Annotated in this window: 15 protein-coding genes; 10 read left to right on the top strand and 5 right to left on the bottom strand. The window is 74.5% G+C overall.

Annotated elements, in window-relative coordinates; genetic code table 11:
- Window positions 1-21: 21 nt before the first annotated feature.
- Window positions 22-942, bottom strand: coding sequence for an ABC transporter ATP-binding protein (locus LX83_RS20540; protein ID WP_253773832.1), 921 nt, complete (start codon window positions 940-942; stop codon window positions 22-24).
- Between the two features lie 252 nt (window positions 943-1194).
- Between LX83_RS20540 and LX83_RS20535 the strand changes: the two genes are divergently transcribed.
- Together LX83_RS20535 and LX83_RS20530 are read left to right on the top strand one after the other, a co-directional pair.
- On the top strand, window positions 1195-2463 hold the full coding sequence (locus tag LX83_RS20535; protein ID WP_253774206.1) for a M20 metallopeptidase family protein: 1269 nt from the start codon (window positions 1195-1197) through the stop codon (window positions 2461-2463).
- The gene (locus tag LX83_RS20530) at window positions 2460-3689 is read left to right on the top strand and encodes a metal-dependent hydrolase family protein (protein WP_253773830.1); all 1230 of its coding nucleotides are present in this window, start codon (window positions 2460-2462) and stop codon (window positions 3687-3689) included. The genes LX83_RS20535 and LX83_RS20530 overlap by 4 nt, the downstream gene beginning before the upstream one ends.
- On the opposite strand, the gene LX83_RS20525 is transcribed toward LX83_RS20530, so the two are convergent.
- Genes LX83_RS20525 through LX83_RS20515 form a run of 3 tightly spaced genes read right to left on the bottom strand, consistent with a single transcriptional unit; the run spans window position 3682 to window position 7282 of the window.
- Entirely contained in the window at window positions 3682-5763 is a 2082-nt protein-coding gene (locus tag LX83_RS20525) for a xanthine dehydrogenase family protein molybdopterin-binding subunit (RefSeq protein WP_253773828.1), read from the bottom strand. The genes LX83_RS20530 and LX83_RS20525 overlap by 8 nt on opposite strands.
- The gene (locus tag LX83_RS20520; RefSeq protein ID WP_253773826.1) at window positions 5760-6779 is read right to left on the bottom strand and encodes an FAD binding domain-containing protein; all 1020 of its coding nucleotides are present in this window, start codon (window positions 6777-6779) and stop codon (window positions 5760-5762) included. Before LX83_RS20520 ends, LX83_RS20525 begins: the two co-directional genes overlap by 4 nt.
- On the bottom strand, window positions 6776-7282 hold the full coding sequence (locus LX83_RS20515; protein ID WP_253773824.1) for a 2Fe-2S iron-sulfur cluster-binding protein: 507 nt from the start codon (window positions 7280-7282) through the stop codon (window positions 6776-6778). Before LX83_RS20515 ends, LX83_RS20520 begins: the two co-directional genes overlap by 4 nt.
- 245 nt (window positions 7283-7527) lie before the next feature.
- Between LX83_RS20515 and LX83_RS20510 the strand changes: the two genes are divergently transcribed.
- Complete coding sequence (locus LX83_RS20510; RefSeq protein WP_253773822.1) at window positions 7528-8073, top strand: hypothetical protein; 546 nt, start codon at window positions 7528-7530, stop codon at window positions 8071-8073.
- Here LX83_RS20510 and LX83_RS20505 read toward each other — a convergent pair.
- Window positions 8063-9109, bottom strand: coding sequence for an SGNH/GDSL hydrolase family protein (locus LX83_RS20505; protein ID WP_253773820.1), 1047 nt, complete (start codon window positions 9107-9109; stop codon window positions 8063-8065). The genes LX83_RS20510 and LX83_RS20505 overlap by 11 nt on opposite strands.
- A gap of 306 nt (window positions 9110-9415) precedes the next feature.
- Between LX83_RS20505 and LX83_RS20500 the strand changes: the two genes are divergently transcribed.
- The 7 genes from LX83_RS20500 to mhpA all read left to right on the top strand — a co-directional run bounded on the left by LX83_RS20500 (window position 9416) and on the right by mhpA (window position 17920).
- On the top strand, window positions 9416-10351 hold the full coding sequence (locus LX83_RS20500) for a sugar phosphate isomerase/epimerase family protein (RefSeq protein ID WP_253773817.1): 936 nt from the start codon (window positions 9416-9418) through the stop codon (window positions 10349-10351).
- A 49-nt stretch (window positions 10352-10400) separates the two neighbouring features.
- Complete coding sequence (locus LX83_RS20495) at window positions 10401-12125, top strand: dihydroxyacetone kinase family protein (protein ID WP_253773815.1); 1725 nt, start codon at window positions 10401-10403, stop codon at window positions 12123-12125.
- A 20-nt stretch (window positions 12126-12145) separates the two neighbouring features.
- Window positions 12146-12658, top strand: a complete 513-nt coding sequence (locus tag LX83_RS20490; RefSeq protein WP_253773813.1) for a ribose-5-phosphate isomerase — start codon at window positions 12146-12148, stop codon at window positions 12656-12658.
- 189 nt (window positions 12659-12847) lie between these two features.
- Window positions 12848-14170, top strand: a complete 1323-nt coding sequence (locus tag LX83_RS20485; RefSeq protein WP_253774204.1) for a GntT/GntP/DsdX family permease — start codon at window positions 12848-12850, stop codon at window positions 14168-14170.
- A 42-nt stretch (window positions 14171-14212) separates the two neighbouring features.
- Window positions 14213-15142: an NAD(P)-dependent oxidoreductase gene (locus LX83_RS20480; RefSeq protein WP_253773811.1), complete on the top strand. Its 930-nt coding sequence runs from the start codon at window positions 14213-14215 to the stop codon at window positions 15140-15142.
- A 226-nt stretch (window positions 15143-15368) separates the two neighbouring features.
- Complete coding sequence (locus LX83_RS20475) at window positions 15369-16073, top strand: GntR family transcriptional regulator (protein WP_253773809.1); 705 nt, start codon at window positions 15369-15371, stop codon at window positions 16071-16073.
- A 14-nt stretch (window positions 16074-16087) separates the two neighbouring features.
- Window positions 16088-17920, top strand: coding sequence for a bifunctional 3-(3-hydroxy-phenyl)propionate/3-hydroxycinnamic acid hydroxylase MhpA (gene mhpA, locus LX83_RS20470; protein ID WP_253773807.1), 1833 nt, complete (start codon window positions 16088-16090; stop codon window positions 17918-17920).
- Window positions 17921-17947 lie beyond the last annotated feature (27 nt).

Here is a 17947-nt window from a genome sequence, read left to right as displayed (position 1 = left end):
CCGCGCGCGCCGGCGGTCGGCTCACCGGCCGCCCACCGGTTCGGGCTTGGCCTGGTACTCCACGGCGTCGGCGGTCAGCCGCAGGTAGGCCTCCTCCAGCGAGGCGGTGCGGGTGGTGATGCCGTGCACGGCGATGCCGGACGCGGCGGCCAGGTCCCCGATGCGGGCCGCGTCCAGCCCGGTGACCGACACCTCGCCGGGCGCCTCCGGCGTGACCTGGCCGCCGTGCGCGGTGAGCACGGCGGCCAGCTCGGTGGCGCGGGGTGAGCGCACCAGCACGCCCTGGCGGTAGCGGTCGGTCAGCTCGCTGACGGTGGTGTCCGCGATGAGCCGGCCCCGGCCGATGATCACCAGCCGGTCGGCGGTCAGCTCCATCTCGCTCATCAGGTGGCTGGAGACCAGCACGGTGCGCCCCTCGGCGGCCAGGGCACGCATGAGCTGGCGGATCCAGCGCACCCCGTCGGGGTCCAGTCCGTTGACGGGTTCGTCGAACAGCAGCACGCCGGGGTCGCCGAGCAGCGCGACCGCGATGCCCAGGCGCTGGCGCATGCCCAGGGACAGCCGGCCGACGCGCTGGTGGGCGGCGCTGGCCAGGCCGACCTGGTCGAGCACGTCGGCGACCCGGGCCCGGCCGATCCGGTGGGTGCGGGCCAGGCAGCGCAGGTGCATCAGGGCGGTGCGGCCGGGATGGGCGGCGTTGGCGTCGAGCAGGGCGCCGACCTGGCGCATCGGGTGTGCCAGGTCGGCGTAGCGGCGGCCGTTGACCAGGGCCTGCCCGGAGGTGGGTGTGTCCAGGCCGAGCACGGCGCGCATGGTGGTGGACTTGCCGGCGCCGTTGGGGCCGAGGAACCCGGTCACGCTACCCGGCCTGACCTGGAAGGACAGCCGGTCCACCGCGGTGGTGCCGCCGTAGCGCTTGGTCAGCTGCTTGACGTCGATCATGTCGCCAACGGTGCCTCGACACCGGCTCGCTCACATCGGACCGGCGGCCGAAATCGCCCCTCCGCCCACGGGCCCATCCCGGTGCGGGCGGCGGCCGGGATCAGCCCGGGGGATGACATCCCGGCGGCCTCGGCAGCGCGGCAGCGTGGTGAAGGATTCTTCACATTCCACGCCAATCACCACCCGGACCTTGCATTATCGCTGGTCAGGCCGTAAACCCGGAGCAGTCCGGTGACCATGACGAGGAGCGAGATGAGCCTGCGCGAGGACGCGAACGCACTGCGCGACGACCTGGTGGCGCTGCGGCGCGCGCTGCACCAGGAGCCCGAGATCGGCCTGCACCTGCCCAGGACCCAGGAGAAGGTGCTCGCCGCGCTCGACGGCCTGCCGCTGGAGATCAGCACCGGCACCGCCCTGTCGTCGGTGACCGCGGTGCTGCGCGGCGGCCGGCCGGGGCCGGCGGTGCTGCTGCGCGGGGACATGGACGCCCTGCCGGTCACCGAGCGCACCGGCGTGGAGTTCAGCTCGCGCGTCGAGGGCGCCATGCACGCCTGCGGCCACGACCTGCACACGGCCGGGCTGGTCGGGGCGGCCCGGCTGCTGGCGGCCAGGCGCGCGGACCTGCCCGGTGACGTGGTCTTCATGTTCCAGCCGGGTGAGGAGGGCTGGGACGGCGCCGGCCACATGATCGAGGAGGGCGTGCTGGAGGCGGCCGGCCGGACGGTGTCGGCCGCCTACGGCCTGCACGTGTCCTCCTCCGGGTTCCCGACCGGCACGTTCGTGTGCCGGCCCGGCCCGTTCATGGCCGCCTCGGCCGGGCTGTACGTGCGGGTGATCGGCGCCGGCGGGCACGGTTCCCGGCCGCACAACGCGCTCGACCCGGTGCCGGCCGCCTGCGAGATGGTCACCGCGCTGCAGACCATGATCACCCGGCGGTTCGACGTGTTCGACCCGGTGGTGATCACCGTGGGCCGGCTGCAGGCGGGCACCCGGCGCAACATCATCCCGGACGAGGCGGTCTTCGACGCGACCGTGCGCACCTTCTCCGAGTCGGCCGCCGAACAGGTCGGCGCGTACGCCACCCGGCTGTGCACGGACATCGCCGACGCGTACGGGCTGAGCGTGGAGGTGCGCTACGAGCCGGAGTACCCGGTGACGGTCAACCACGACTCCGGCCACCAACTGGTGGCCGAGACCGTGCGGGAGGTGTTCGGCGAGCACCGGTTCCACGAACTGGCCAACCCGTTCACCGGATCGGAGGACTTCTCCCGGGTGCTCGACCGGGTTCCCGGCGCGTACGCGTTCCTCGGCGCCACCATGAGCGCGGACCCGGCGACCGCGCCGGCCAACCACTCCGCGCTGGCCGCCTTCGACGACAACGTGCTCCCCGACGCCGCGACGCTGCTCGCCGAGCTGGCCGTGCGGGAGCTGCGCCAGGCCGAGGCCGCCGCCGAGTCCACAGTGGAGAGCACTGATCGGTCCACTGCGGACGGTGCGGAGATCGCGGGGGTGCACGCGTGAGGCGGACGGTTTTCGCGGGCGGACTGGTTTTCGACGGCACCGGCGCTGACCCGGCACCGGCCGACGTGGCCGTGGTCGACGGGCGGATCGTGGACGTCGGCGTGGGGCTGGACGGCGACGAGGTGGTCGACTGCGCCGGCCTGACCCTGCTGCCCGGGCTGTTCGACTGCCACGTGCACGTCACCATCTCCGGCGTCGACATGCTCGGCCTCGCGCAGAAGCCGTTCTCCTACCAGTTCTACGAGGCGGCGCGGAACCTGCGGCGGACCCTGGAGCTGGGCATCACCACCGTGCGCGACGCCTCCGGTGCCGACCTGGGCATCAAGCAGGCCGTGGCGGACGGGCTGATCTCCGGGCCGCGCCTGCAGATCTCGGTCAGCCTGATCAGCCAGACCGGTGGGCACGGCGACGGCTGGCTGCCCTCGGGGCACTGCGTGCCGCTGATGGTGCCGCACCCGGGCCGGCCGGACGCGCGCGTCGACGGGCCCGACGAGATGCGCCGCGTCGCGCGCACGCTGCTGCGTGCCGGCGCCGACGTGCTCAAGGTGTGCACCACCGGCGGGGTGCTCTCGCCGCGCGACGATCCCAGGCACTCCCAGTTCTCCCCCGAGGAGTTGGACGTGCTGGTCGCCGAGGCGAGCCGGCAGGGCCGGTCGGTGATGGCGCACGCCCAGGGCGCCGACGGCATCAAGAACGCGGTGCGCGCCGGCATCCGGTCCATCGAGCACGGCATCTACCTCGACGACGAGGCCATCGAGCTGATGCTGGCGCACGGCACCTGGCTGGTGCCCACGCTGGTCGCGCCGGTGAACGTGATCCGCGCGGCCCGGGCCGGCGCGGCCCTGCCCGACGCGGTGGTGCGCAAGGCCGAGGAGGTCGTCGAGGCGCACGCCGACTCGGTGCGCCGCGCCGTGGCCGCGGGCGTGCGGATCGCCATGGGCACCGACAGCGGGGTGGGCCCGCACGGCACCAACCTGGAGGAGCTGCCGCTGATGGCCGGCTGCGGGATGAGCCCGGCCGAGGTGCTGGCGGCCAGCACCTCGTCGGCCGCGAGCCTGCTCGGCTACGACGGCGAACTCGGCCGGATCGCGCCCGGCCACCGGGCCGACCTGGTGCTGGTGTCGGGCAGCGCGTTCGACCTGGCCGACCTGGCCGGCAACATCCGCCAGGTGTGGCAGGACGGGGTGCTCGTGGTCGACCACACCGCGCGCGGCGAGGTCAGCTGAGGAACTTGTCCAGGGTGATCGGCAGGTCGCGCACGCGCACGCCGGTGGCGTGGTGGGCGGCGTTGCTGATGGCGGCGGCCGTGCCGACGATGCCGATCTCGCCGATCCCCTTGGTGCCCAACGGGTTCACGTACGGGTCGTGCTCGTCGATCCAGTGCGCCTCCAGCTCGGCCACGTCGGCGTTGGCGGCGATGTGGTACTCGGCCAGGTCGTGGTTGACGATGTGGCCGAAGCGCTGGTCCAGCACGCTCTGCTCGTGCAGCGCCATGGACAGGCCCATGGTCATGCCACCGATGAACTGGGACCGCGCCGTGCGCGGGTTGACGATCCGGCCCGCGGCGAACACGCCGAGCAGCCGGGACACCCGGATCTCCCCGGTGTCCTCGCGCACCCGCACCTCGGCGAACTGCGCGCCGAACGCGTGCATGGCGTACCGCTCGGTGTGCGGGTTGTCCGGCATGCCGCCGCTGGCCTCGTCGCCCTCGCTGGGGTTGGCGCCGAACTTGTCGCGGAACGCCTCGGCCGCGTCCAGCACGGCGCTGCCCCACGAGGCGATGCCGGTGGACCCGCCGGCCACGCTGGCCGGCGGCAGCGCGGTGTCGCCGATGCGCAGGTCCACCTCGGCGTAGTCCACGCCCAGCGCGTCCGCGGCGATCTGGCGCAGCGCCGTCCAGGTGCCGGTGCCCAGGTCGGCGGCGGCGGTCTCCACCTGGTAGCGCCGGTCCGGGCCGAACCGGATGGTCACCGACGAGCCCGCGATCCGGCCGGCCGGGTAGGTGGAGGCGGCCACGCCCGTGCCGACCAGCCAGCCCGCCTCGCGCCGGGCCCTCGGCGTGGGGTCGCGGTGCGCCCAGCCGAACCGGCGGGCCCCCTCGCGCAGGCAGGCCACCAGGTTGCGGCTGGAGAAGGGCCGGCCGGTCTCGGGGTCGCGCTCCGGCTCGTTGCGGACCCGGAACTCGATCGGGTCCAGTCCGCAGGCCGCGGCCATCTCGTCCACGGCCGTCTCCAGCCCGAACATGCCGGGGCACTCGCCGGGCGCGCGCATCCACGACGGCACGGGCACGTCCAGCGCGGCCAGCCGGTGGGTGGTGCGCCGGTGCGGCGCGGCGTACATCATCCGGGCGGGCACCGCGGTCTGCTCGGCGAACTCCTTGATCCGCGAGGTCTGCTCGACCACGTCCACGCTGATCGCGGTCAGCCGGCCGGTGCGGTCCGCGCCCATCCGGATGCGCTGGATGGTCGGGGTGCGGTAGCCGACCAGGGCGAACATCTGCTGCCGGGTGACCACCAGGCGCACCGGCCGGCCGACCGCCTTGGCGGCCAGTGCCGCCAGCACCAGGTGCACGTGCGGCTGGCCCTTGGAGCCGAACCCGCCGCCCACGTGCGGGCAGATCACCCGCACCCGCTCCGGGGCGACGCCGAGCACGGGCGCGACCGTGTCGCGCACCGCGGTCACGCCCTGGGTGGAGTCGTGCAGGGTGAGGTCGCCGCCGTCCCAGGACGCGATGGTGGCGTGCGGTTCCATCGGGTTGTTGTGGTACCAGGCGGTGGTGTAGGTCTGGTCCAGCCGCACGGCCGCGTCGGCCAGTGCCGAGGGCACGTCACCCTGCTCGGTGTCGGTGGGAAAGGCCGGGTTGACCTTGTCCGGCGCGTACAGGTCGGCCCGGTCGGGGCGCAGCGCCACGTCGTGCGGCTGCTCGACGTAGCTGACCTGCACCAGTCCGGCGGCGTGCCGGGCGATCTCCGGGGTGGTGGCCACCACCGCGCCGATCACCTGGCCGCGGAAGGCCACCTCGTCGGACTGGAGCACGGCCAGTTCCGGGTCCTCGGTCGAGGCCAGCCGGGGCGCGTTGGCCGGCGTGAGCACGGCGATCACCCCGTCCAGCGCCTCGGCCTGGGCGGTGTCGACCGCGCTGACCCGGCCGCGCGCGATGGTGGCCTGGACGGGGTGCAGGTGGGTCAGGCCGGGCACCGGGTGCTCGGCCGCGTACGTGGCGGTCCCGGTGACCTTGGCCATGCCGTCGGCGCGCTCCAGCGGCTGGCCGATGACGCGGGCGGGCAGCAGGCCGGTCACGGCGTGTCCTCCTGGGTCGGTTCGGTCGCTCCGGTCAGTTCGGTCAGTTCGGTCAGCACGCTCACCAGGGTGTTGCGCGCCAGCGGCACCTTGAAGGCGTTGTCCGCCAACGGTTGCGCGCCCACCAGTTCCGCCTCGGCCGCCCGCTGGAAGGTCGCCGCCGTGGCCGGGGCGCCGCGCAGCACCTGCTCGGCGCGTTGGGCCCGCCACGGCTTGTGCGCCAACCCACCGAAGGCGATCCGCGCCTGGCTGATCTCCCCGTCGCGCAGTTCCACCTCGGCGGCCACCGACACCAGGGCGAACGCGTAGGACGCGCGGTCGCGCACCTTGCGGTAGGCCGAGCGGCGGGTGGCCGGCACCGCGGGCAGGTCCACCGCGGTGATCAGCTCACCGTGGTCCAGCACGGTGTCGCGCTCGGGCTGCGCGCCGGGCAGCCGGTGGAACTCGACCAGCGGGATGGCGCGTTGTCCGGCCGGCCCGTGCGTGCGCACCACGGCGTCCAGCGCGGCCAGGGCCACGGCCATGTCCGAGGGATGCACGGCCACGCACTGCGGTGAGGCGCCCAGGACCGCGTGGTGGCGGGTGTAGCCGTCCAGCGCGGCACAGCCCGACCCGGGCATCCGCTTGTTGCACGGCGTGGTGATGTCCTGGAAGTACACGCACCTGGTGCGCTGCAACAGGTTCCCACCGGTGGTGGCCAGGTTGCGCAGCTGCCCGGACGCGCCGGACAGCAGGGCCTGGGCCAGCACCGGGTAGCGCGAGCGGATCACCGGTTCGGCGGCCAGGTCGCTGTTGCGCACGTTCGCGCCGACGCGCACGCCCCCGCCGGGCAGCGGCTCCACCCGGTCCAGCGGCAGCCGGGTGATGTCGACCAGCCGGCCCGGCCTGGTCACGCCCAGCTTCAGGTGGTCGACCAGGTTGGTGCCGCCGCCGAGGAACACCGCGTCCGGCCGTTCGGCCACGGCGGCCACGGCCTCGGCCACGTCGGTGGCGCGGCGGTACTCGAAGGGGTTCACCGCGCGGCCTCCTGGATCGCGGCCACGATGTTGACGTAGGCGCCGCACCGGCACAGGTTGCCGCTCATCCGCTCGCGGATCTCGGCGTCGGTCAGCTCCACCGGGCCGACCAGGTCGGTGGTGACCGCGCTGGGGTGGCCGGCGCGCGCCTCGTCGAGCATGCCCACGGCCGAGCAGATCTGGCCGGGCGTGCAGTAGCCGCACTGGAAGGCGTCGTGGTCGAGGAAGGCCCGCTGCACCGGGTGCGGCGCGCCGTCCCCGTCGGCCAGCCCCTCGGCCGTGGTGATCTCCGCGCCGTCGTGGGCCACGGCCAGCGCCAGGCAGGTGGTGGCCCGGCGGCCGTTGAGCAACACCGTGCAGGACCCGCACTGGCCGTGGTCGCAGCCCTTCTTCGGCGCGGTGACGCCCATGCGGTCGCGCAGGGCGTCCAGCAGGGTGGTTCTGGTGTCCACGCGGACCTGCCTGACCTGCCCGTCGACGGTGAGCGTGATGTCGGCGTCCATCCGGGTCAGCCCTTCCTCGGGGAGTCGTCCCGACCGGGCTTCCCGGAATCTCTCCCGCCTAATCCCCGGCCTGCTCGCAGGGTGGGTGCTGGTGGTGGGTGCCGCAACCGCTGGCCGGCCACGGACGGGGGAGATCGCCCCGGTGGTAACCAATCGGTACCAAGCCGCGCGCCCGCCCGTGGTGGCCGGTCCGGTCCGTTAGCGTCGGCGGCGGCGCGGCTGGCCGAGGCGCGAGGGGGTTCGGGTTGGGCACCGCGATCGACGTGGACACCGCGGCTTTTGATCTCGCCGACGCGCTCGGCGCGGACTTCGTCTACCTGGAACCACCCGAGGCGCGCCGGATCGACCAGGCCGCGCTGGCGATCACGCTCGCGGTCTGGCTGCTGCGCGCGGTGGCCGACGGGATCACCCAGGGCGCGCGCGGCGCCGCGGCCAGGGCCCGGGCCGGTGGGCCGGCGGCCACCGTCCGCGCCGGCACCGTCCGGGCGGTCACCGCCCTGGTGCGCAAGTACGTGGCGCGCGCGTTCCTGGCCGGTGCCAACCGGTCCGCGCTGGCCGGCCAGTGCGCGGCCCTGCGGCGCAGCGTGGCCGCGGCCGAGGACGCCAGCGCCGGGCTGGCCGGCGAGCTGGCCCGCCAGTTGCCCGCCGCGATCGGCGCGGCCGTGCGGGACGCGTTGCGCGCGGCCGGCCTGCCCGCCGCCCCGGCCCTGCGGGTCGAACGGGCGGTGCACGCGCAGGTGGCGCTGATCGTGCGGCCGGACCGGGGTGGGCGCCGGCGGCTCAGCTGGTGAGCCGGGCCGCGATGATCGGGGCCAGCCGGTCGGCGATCTTGCGGTGGCCGGTGTCGTTGGGGTGGACGTTGTCCACCGTGTCGGTGGCCTCGGTGATCCAGCCCTCGGTGTTGACGAACACCACCTTGTTGTCGCCGGCGCCGGTCACGGTGTTCACCGCCGCCTGGGTCTCGGCCACGTAGCGCCTGCGCAGCGTCTCCAGCGCGAAGATGGTCGCGTTCGGGTACTTGGCACGGACGTTGCGCAGCAGCGTCACGTACGCGCTCTGGAACTGCGCGCCGGTCACGCCGTGGCCGACGTCGTTGGTGCCGAGGTTGATCACCACGGCGCTGGCCTGGTAGCGGGAGAAGTCCCACGGCGGCGCGGCCGCGGCCAGGCCGGTGCGCAGGAAGCGCTCGCTCATCCCGATGCAGCCGTCCGGCGCCGGGTACAGGCAGGCGCCGCCCACGGCGATCTGGGTGTGCCCGGTGCCCAGCCGCTCGCCGACCAGCCAGCCGTAGGCGGTCAGCGCCTGCTTGGACGACAGCTGGCCCACGGTGATGGAGTCGCCGACGAACTCGACGACCCGGGTGGGCACCTGGGGCACGACCGTGCGGGCGCCGGCGTCCAGGAGCACGCCCTGGAACACGGCGTCGCCGTGGTAGGACCCGGCCACCGGCCGGTAGGACACGCGCAGCGTGTGGGTGCCCCGGGCCAGCGGGGTGGGTGTCAGGTTCACCGTGCCGCTGACGTTCACGTAGGACACGTCCGGTCCGCCGTCGATGCTGGCGAACAGGTCGATGGCGTTGCGCTGCCTGAGTTTCACGGTGGTGCCGGTGAAGCCGACGACCACGTAGGCGCCGGCCCACTCGGACACGTAGGCGGTGGCGGAGCGGGTGTCCCACCGGCCGAAGTACCTGATGTTGGGGTCGGTGGGCGAGCCGTCACCGGCCGCCGCCGAGGCGGGTCCGGCGGCGGCGACCAGCAGTCCGGCGAGCAGCGCGAGCGCGGCCAGCACGGCGGGCACCGGGCGTCGCGTCCCGGGGTTGGGCAACACAGCGGTCCTCCCTTGCGTCGTGCACTGGAGAGCGGCGTGGCACGTCCGTCCACTGTGGAGAGCGCCGGCGGCAGGCGGGGACCCCGAGCGCGGCGTGGGGCGGTCCATCATGCGGGCGCCGGCCGCGGGACGACAAGGGCTTCGACGGCGTTCGACCCGGCTGCCACCCGCCCGGCGCAGCGGCGGCCACGGCCGCGCGAGCTGAATCGGTCCACCTCTCGGCTGCCCGCACGGGTGACGTGGCCCACTCTTGACGCGGCCGAGGATCGGCCTATTTCCTATATGAAATCTGAAAGGGGGTCGAAGATGACCTACACCAGCGAGGACTGGCCGATCGCCGCCGCCCTGCTGCAGTTCCCGAACACCACCGAGGACGGCACGTCCGTGCAGGACCTGCCCGCCGAGCAGTGGGCGGAGACGCTGCGCGAGGTGGTTGACGCCGGGTTCACCGAGGTCGACCTGACCGACGGCTGGCTGCGGCCGGGTGACCTCTCCCCCGCGCGGCTGGCCGAGTTCAAGGACGTGCTGCGCGAGGTGGGTCTGACCGCCCCGGCGATCTCCGCCATCCGCCGCAGCGTCATCGACCCGGTGGACGGCGACGACAACCTGGCCTACAGCCACCGCACCCTGGACGCGGCCGCCGCGCTCGGCGTCCCCCTGGTGTCGGTGGGCCTGCACCGGCCGCTGACCGAGCAGCAGCGGTCCGTGCTCTGGTTCTGGACCGTGCCCGGCCCGCAGGACCCCGTGGGCGACCAGGAGACCTGGGACCGCGCGGTCAGCCGGCTGCGGGAACTCGCCGACCACGCGGCCGGTCTCGGTGTCCAGCTGTCCCTGGAGATGTACGAGGACACCTACCTGGGCACCGCCGACTCCGCGGTCGCGCTGCTCACCGACATCGACCGGGACAACGTCGGCCTCAACCCCGACCTGGGCAACCTGCTGCGCATGCAGCGGCCGATCGAGCCGTGGGAGTCCATGGTCGCCAAGACCCTGCCGCACGCCAACTACTGGCACGTCAAGAACTACTACCGCGCCGAGGACCCGGCCACCGGCGCCGTGTTCACCACGCCCGCGCCGCTGGAGTCCGGGTTCATGAACTACCGCAAGGCCGTCCGCTACGCCGTCGAGCACGGCTTCCAGGGCGCGTTCTGCGTGGAGCACTACGGCGGCGACGGGCTCAGCGTCAGCGCGACCAACCGCGAGTACCTGCGCCGCATCCTGCCGAGGCGCAGCGCCGGCTGAGCCGGTCCCCCGTGTCCCGTCCACCACGACGAAGTGGAGTCGCACCCCCATGACCAGGTTGTTCACCGACCCCGACCGGTTCAGCGAGGACTCGCTGCGCGGTTTCGTGGCAGCCAACCCCGAGTACGTGCGCGCCGTGCCCGGCGGCGTGGTGCGGGCCCGGCCCGTGCGGGAGGGCCAGGTCGCCGTGGTGGTCGGCGGCGGCTCCGGGCACTACCCGGCCTTCAGCGGCCTGGTCGGCCCCGGGCTGGCCGCGGGCGCGGTGGTCGGCAACATCTTCACCTCGCCGTCGGCGCGCCAGGCCGAGTCGGTGGCCAGGGCCGCGCAGCGCGGCGGCGGGGTGCTGTTCAGCTTCGGCAACTACGCCGGTGACCGGATCAACTTCGGCATGGCCAGCGAGCGGCTGCACGACGCCGGCATCCCCACCCGCACCGTGCTGGTGACCGACGACGTGGCCAGCGCGCCACCCGAGGCGCGGGCCGACCGCCGGGGCATCGCCGGTGACTTCGTGGTGTTCAAGGTGGCCGGCGCCGCCGCCGAGGAGGGCCTGGACCTGGACGGGGTGGAGCGCGCCGCGCGCCGGGCCAACGACGCCACCTTCTCGTTCGGCATCGCCTTCGCCGGCTGCACCATGCCCGGCGCGGACCAGCCGCTGTTCACCGTGCCGGAGCGCACCATGGCGCTGGGCCTCGGCATCCACGGCGAGCCCGGCATCAGCGACCACCCCATGGCCGACGCCGCCGAGATCGCCACGATCCTGGTCGACCGGCTGCTCGCGGAGCGGCCGGCCGGTGCGGGCGGCCGGGTCGGCGCCATCCTCAACGGCCTGGGCGCCACCAAGTACGAGGAGCTGTTCCTGCTCTGGGCGCACGTGGCCGACCGGCTCGACTCGGCCGGCCTGACCGTCGTCCGGCCCGAGGTGGGCGAGCTGGTCACCAGCCTGGACATGGCGGCCTGCTCGCTGACCCTGGTGTGGCTGGACGAGGACCTGGAGCGCTGGTGGACCGCGGCGGCCGACACGCCCGCGTTCCGCCGCCCCCGGCACACCGGACCGGTCGAGCCGGTCGACGCCGACGAGGCGGGCGAGGCGGACCAGGCCGACCTGCCGGTGGCCGACGCCGACTCCCGGGCCGCCGCCGACCAGGTGCTCACCGTGCTGCGGGCGCTGCACGACACCCTGCACGAGCACGCCGAGGAACTCGGCCGGATCGACGCGGTGGCCGGCGACGGCGACCACGGCCGGGGCATGTGCAAGGGCGTTGACGCGGCCGTGCGCGCCGCCGAGCGGGTGCACGCGCGCTCCGGCGGCGCCGCGTCGGTGCTCACCGCGGCCGGCGACGGCTGGGCCGACGAGGCCGGCGGCACCTCGGGTGTGCTGTGGGGCGCGGGGCTGCGCGCCTGGGCCGGTGAACTCGGCGACCACGGCCGGGTGGACCGGCACCGGGTGGTGGCCGGCGCCCGCGCCGCCCTGACCACCATCACCCGCCTCGGCAAGGCCGAGGTGGGGGACAAGACCCTGGTGGACGCGCTGACCCCGCTGGTGGAACACCTCGAATCCGGGGTGGCCGCCGGCCGGTCGCTGGCCGAGGCGTGGCAGGACGCGGCCGAGCAGGCCGCCGCCGCGGCCAGGGCGACCGCCCAGCTGCGGCCCAGGGTCGGCCGGGCCCGTCCGCTGGCCGAGCGCAGCGTGGGCACCCCCGACGCCGGCGCCACCTCGCTGGCGCTGTGCGCGGCGGCGGTCGCGCGCGTGCTGGCCACCAACACCAACCAGTGAACCCGAGGGAGGACTCCCCGATGAGTGAACCGGAGCGGCTGCGCATCGTGGTCGGCAGCGACGACGCCGGCCTGCGCTACAAGGAGGCGCTCAAGGCCGACCTGCTGGCCGACCCCCGGGTGGCCAGCGTGACCGACGTGGGTGTCGGCCCCGACGAGGACACCGCCTACCCGCACATCGGCGTGGCTGGCGCGCGCCTGGTCGCCGAGGGCGCTGCCGACCGCGCCCTGCTGATCTGCGGCACCGGCCTGGGCGTGGCGATCAGCGCCAACAAGGTGCGCGGCGTGCGCGCGGTGACCGCCCACGACAGCTACTCGGTGGAGCGGTCGGTGCTCAGCAACAACGCCCAGGTGCTGTGCCTCGGCCAGCGCGTGATCGGGCTGGAACTGGCCCGCCGGCTGGTCCGGGAGTGGCTGGGCTACCGCTTCGACCCGTCCTCCCCGTCCGGCGCCAAGGTCGCCGTGCTGGAGGGCTACGACACCGGCGAGCCCGGCGCCGGCGAGTCCGGCGCCGAGGCCGCGGGCTGCGCCTGAGCGCCCTGCCCGTCCTGATCCCCTTCTTTCCCCCGATCCCCTTCTTTCCCCTGATCACACCACCGCCGCTGTGAAGGAACCACACCTCCCATGTCCGTGCTGACCGCCGCGTCACCACCGGCCCGCCTGCTGGCCGCCGACCCCGCCACCACCGCCGCCTGGACCGGCCACGACACCCTGCTGCTGGTCATGGTGGGCGTGGCCATCGCGGTGATCGTGCTGCTGATCACCCTGCTCGACGTGCACCCGTTCCTCGCGCTCATCGCCGGCTCGCTGGTGCTGGGCATCGGCGCGGGCATGGGGCTGGACAAGGCGGTGTCCGCGTTCGGCGACGGCATGGGCAGCACCCTGGGCCACACCGGAGCGCTGATCGCGCTGGGCGCCATCCTCGGCAAGCTGCTCGCCGACTCCGGCGCGGTCAACCAGATCGTGGACACCCTGGGCTCGCGGTCCGGGCCCAAGCTGCTGCCGTGGACGATGGCGCTGATCGCCGCGATCATCGGCCTGCCGATGTTCTTCGAGGTCGGCCTGGTCCTGCTGGTGCCGATCATCGTGGCGATGACCCAGCGCACCAACACCCCGGTGGCGCGGCTGGCCGTGCCCGCGCTGGCCGGCCTCGGCGCGCTGCACGCGTTCGTGCCGCCGCACCCCGGACCGCTGGTGGCGGTGTCCGCGCTCAACGCCGACGTGGGCCTCACCCTGGGCCTCGGCCTGATCGCGGCCGTGCCCACGGTGATCCTGGCCGGCCCGGTCTACGGCAACTTCATCGCCAAGCGGGTCTCGGCCACCCCGCCGCCCGCGCTGGTGGCGTCGCTGACCGCCGAGGACGACGGCGACCGGCGGCGGCCCAGCTTCGCCGTGTCCATCCTGACCATCGCCTGCCCGGTGGTGCTGATGCTGGCGAAGTCCATCGCCGACATCGCCTTCCCCGGTGACCGGTGGGTGAACTCGCTGCTGGACTTCCTGGGCGAGCCGCTGGTGGCGATGTTCCTCGCGGTGGTGCTGGCGATGTTCACCTTCGGCTACGCCCTGGGCCGCACCCGCGCGCAGGTGCGCGACATCGTCACCGCCGGCCTGCCCGCGGTGGCCGGCATCCTGCTCATCGTGGGTGCCGGCGGCGGGTTCAAGGGCCTGATCGTGGACTCCGGCGTGGCCGACGCCATCGGCAAGGTCGCGGCGCAGGCGCACATCCCGGCGCTGCTGCTCGGCTGGCTGGTCGCGGTGCTCATCCGGCTGGCCACCGGCTCGGCGACGGTGGCCACCACGGCCGCGGCCGGCATCATGGCACCGCTGCTGGTCGGTGTCGGCACCACCGAGGCGAGCCTGATGGCGCTGGCCATCGGCGCCGGCTCACTGTTCTTCTCCCACGTCAACGACGCCGGCTTCTGGCTGTCCAAGGAGTACTTCGGCATGAGCGTGGCGCAGAACGTGAAGACCTGGTCGGTGTTGTCCACCATCGTCGCGGTGCTGGGCCTGCTCATGGCCCTGCTGATGCACGCGGTCCTCGTCTAGCCGCCCCTGTCCACCACTCGCACAGAACCTGGAGCCGCCCCCATGTCCAGCACAACCCCTGCCACGCCCACCGTCGCCGTGCTCGGTCTCGGCGCGATGGGCCTGCCCATGGCCAGCCGGCTGGCCGAAACCCTGCCGGTGCGGGCCTTCGACATCGCCGCGCCCCGGCGCGAGCTGGCCGCGCAGGCCGGCGCCACCCCGGCGACCAGCCCGGCCGAGGCCGCGACCGGCGCCGACGTGGTGGTCGTGGCCGTGCGCGACCAGGCCCAGTTGGAGTCCTGCCTGTTCGGCGGGGAGATCGGTGCCGGCGCGGCCGAGGCGCTGGCCGAGGGCGCGGTGGTCGTGGTCACCAGCACGGTCGGCGTGGACGGGGTGCGCGCGGCCGCCGCCCGCCTGGCCGAGCGGGGTGTCGGGCTGGTCGACGCCCCGGTCAGCGGTGGCGCGCTGCGGGCCGGTTCCGGCGACCTGCTGATCATGGTCGGCGCGGCCGAGGACACCCTGGACCGGGCCAGGCCGGTGCTGGACCGGCTGGCCTCCACCCTGCACGTGGTGGGCCCCAACATCGGCGACGGCCAGATCATGAAGACGGTCAACCAGCTGCTGTGCGGCATCCACACGGCCGCCGCGGCCGAGTCGCTGGCGCTGGCCCGCAGCCTGGGCATCGACCTGGACCGGGCGATCGCCGTGCTCGGCCAGGGCGCGGCTGCCTCGTTCATGCTGGCCGACCGGGGGCCGCGGATGGCCCAGCAGTACCAGGTCGGCCCGGACGGCTCGGGCGGCCCGGAACTGCGCTCCCGCATGGACATCATCCACAAGGACATGAACATCGTGGTGGCGCTGGCCAAGCAGGCCGGGGTGGCCGTGCCGGTGGCCGCCGCCGCCAGCCAGCTCTACCAGCTGGCGCTCACCCAGGGCCTGGCCGCCGAGGACGACTCGGCACTGGTCACCCTGCTCGCGCCGCGCGAGCGCTGAGCACGTCCGTCGAGGTGGTGCCGGGTGGCACCGGTCCGCACCGGGCTGGCGGTGCTGATCTGGCCGCGCGGGGCTGGCTGCACGGGCTGGCTGTACAGGGCTGGCTGCGCCGGTCCGGTGATGCCGGTCCCCACACGGACCAGTGCCCCCGGATACGCTCAGTGGTTGACGGGTGTGGCGGCCGAGCCGCACCCGGGTGACCGCGAACAGGAGCCGAGGAGCTGCGATGGGCGACGCCGACAGGCTGTCCGAGTTGGGGACGGCGACCGTCGCGCTGAGCCGGACCGTGCTCGTCGACGGTGCCTACGACGCGCTGATGTCGCTGATCATGGACCGCGACCTGCGCCCGGGCACCCCGCTGCGGATCGACGCGATCGCCAGGGACTGGGGTGTCTCCCCCACCCCGATCCGGGAGGCGCTGGCCAAGCTGGAGAGCACCGGCCTGGTGGTGCGCGTGCCGCACAAGGGGTACGCGGTGGCGCCGATGCTGACCGAGGAGGAGTTCGTCGAGCTGATGGCGGCCCGGCTGCTGATCGAGCCGTACAACGCCCGCACCGCCTGCCAGCGCGACGCCGCCGGGACCGCGGTCGGCCTACGGGAGTGGCACGCGCGCATGGCCGAGGCCGCCCGGGTCAACGACTCGGAGAACTTCCGCCACTACCTCAAGGCGGACTCCAGCTTCCACGACGTGATCGCCAGGGCGGCCGGCAACCGCTTCCTCAACCGGGCCATCGACCCGATGGCCGCGCACGTGCAGCGGTTCCGCCGGTTCAGCGGCAGCCGGGTCAGTGACGCGGACGAGGCGCTGGCCGAGCACCAGGCCATCCTGACCGCGTTCGAGCAGGGCGATCCTGAGGTGGCCGCGGCGGCGATGGAGGCCCACCTGCGCGGGGTGGCCGAACGCGCCACGCACACCACGACCGACGGCTGAGCCGCCGCACACCAGTGCCCGGTGGCGGCCAGCGGCTGTCCGGCACCGTCGACCTGCTCGGCTTGCGCGACCTGCTCGACCTGCGGGCGCCGGACCGGTGCGGCACGCTGGTCCCGGAACAGCCGAGGCACCGCGGCCCGGCGCGTGCCGGCCGCCAGTCCCCGTCGGGTGGGCCCGTGAGCGATGCGGTGGTCAGCGAGGTGGTGCCGGTGCTCGTGGTCGGGGCCGGCCCCACCGGCCTGACCGCCGCGACCCTGCTGGCCCGCCGCGGAATCCGCTGTCTGCTGGTGGAACGGCACACCGACGTCTACCCCATGCCGCGCGCCGTGCACCTGGACGACGAGGTGCTGCGCATCCTGCAACAGCTGGGCGTCGCCGAGGAGTTCACCGCGCTCAGCCGACCGACCCGGGGGCTGCGCCTGGTGGACCGCCGGCTGCGCACCATCGCCGAGTTCCGTCGGGACCGGGTGGGCGCGCACGGCTGGCCCGAGGCCAACCTGTTCGACCAGCCGGACCTGGAACGGCTGCTGCGCGCCAACCTGCGCCGGCACGGCGGGGTCGAACTGCGCGGTGGCACCGCGGTCGAGCGCGTCGAGCCGGTGTCCGGTGGCCCGGCGCCCGTGCGGGTGCTGCTGCGCCGGGCGGACAGCGCCGGCGACCCCGCCACCGCCGGCGGTGTGTCCACTGTGGTCTGGGCGCACGCGGTGCTCGGCTGCGACGGCGCCAACAGCCTGACCAGGACGGCGGTCGGCACGGCACTGCGCGATCTGGGGTTCACCGAGCACTGGCTCGTCGTTGACGTCCGCTGTGGACGGGACTGGTCCGGGTGGGACGGCATCCACCAGGTGTGCGACTCACGCCGGCCGACCACGTTCCTGCGGCTGGGGCCGTACCGCTACCGGTGGGAGTTCCGGCTGGGCACCGGCGTCGACCCGGCCGAGGTGTCGGTGCGCCGCCTGCTGGCGCCGTGGACCCGAGGCATCCCCGAGGACGACCTGCGCGTGCTCCGCCGGGCCGACTACCCGGTCCGGGCCCGGGTGGCCGAGCGGTGGCGGCGCGGCCGGGTGTTCCTGCTGGGTGACGCGGCGCACCTGACGCCGCCGTTCGTCGGCCAGGGCCTGGGCGCTGGCCTGCGGGACGCGGCCAACCTGGCCTGGAAGCTGGCGGCGGTGCTGCGGAACGGCGCTGACGAGGCACTGCTGGACACCTACCAGGCCGAGCGCGAACCGCACGTCACCCGGGCGATCCGCACGGCCGTGCTGGTCGGCCGGGCCATGACCGGCGGCCAGGACCGGGCCGCCGCCCTGCGCCGGCTGCTGCTCACCCGGGCGTTGCGCGTGCCCGGACTGGCCGCCGTGGCCGCGCGCCGCACCGCGTGCCGACTGCCCGCCGGCGTGCTGGTGCGGCCCCGCCGCCGGTCGGGCGCGGACCTGGCCGGCACGCTGTGCCCGCAGCCGTGGGTGCGCACCGGGCACGGACAGCGGCGGCTGGACGACCTGCTCGGCACGGCCTTCGCCGTGCTCAGCGCCGGCCCGCTGGACGCGACCGCGACCCGCCTGGCCCGTCGGCTGGGCGCGCGGGTCGTGCTGGTGCGGCCCGACCGAACTCGTCCCTCCACAGTGGACGGCGCCGCGGTGGTGACCAGCGACGTGCTGGTCGACTGGCTGCGCCGGGGCCGGGCTGGCTGGGTGTTGCTGCGGCCGGACCGGGTGGTGCTCACCAGTGCGCCGCCGGCCGGTGCGCGCCCCGGGCATCACCACCGGGCCGAGCACGACGTGGCCGACTGGCTCCCGCTGCTCACCCGGGCCGACACCGGGTCCGTGACCGGCCCGGGCGGCGTCAGGTGAACGCCCGGCCGCACTGGTGGGCGATCA

Origin of the sequence: Goodfellowiella coeruleoviolacea (genome assembly GCF_024171785.1) — a bacterium.
Taxonomy (GTDB): domain Bacteria; phylum Actinomycetota; class Actinomycetes; order Mycobacteriales; family Pseudonocardiaceae; genus Goodfellowiella; species Goodfellowiella coeruleoviolacea.
Note: the sequence above shows the minus strand (reverse complement) of the source record. Positions and strands in the feature narration are given on the sequence as shown.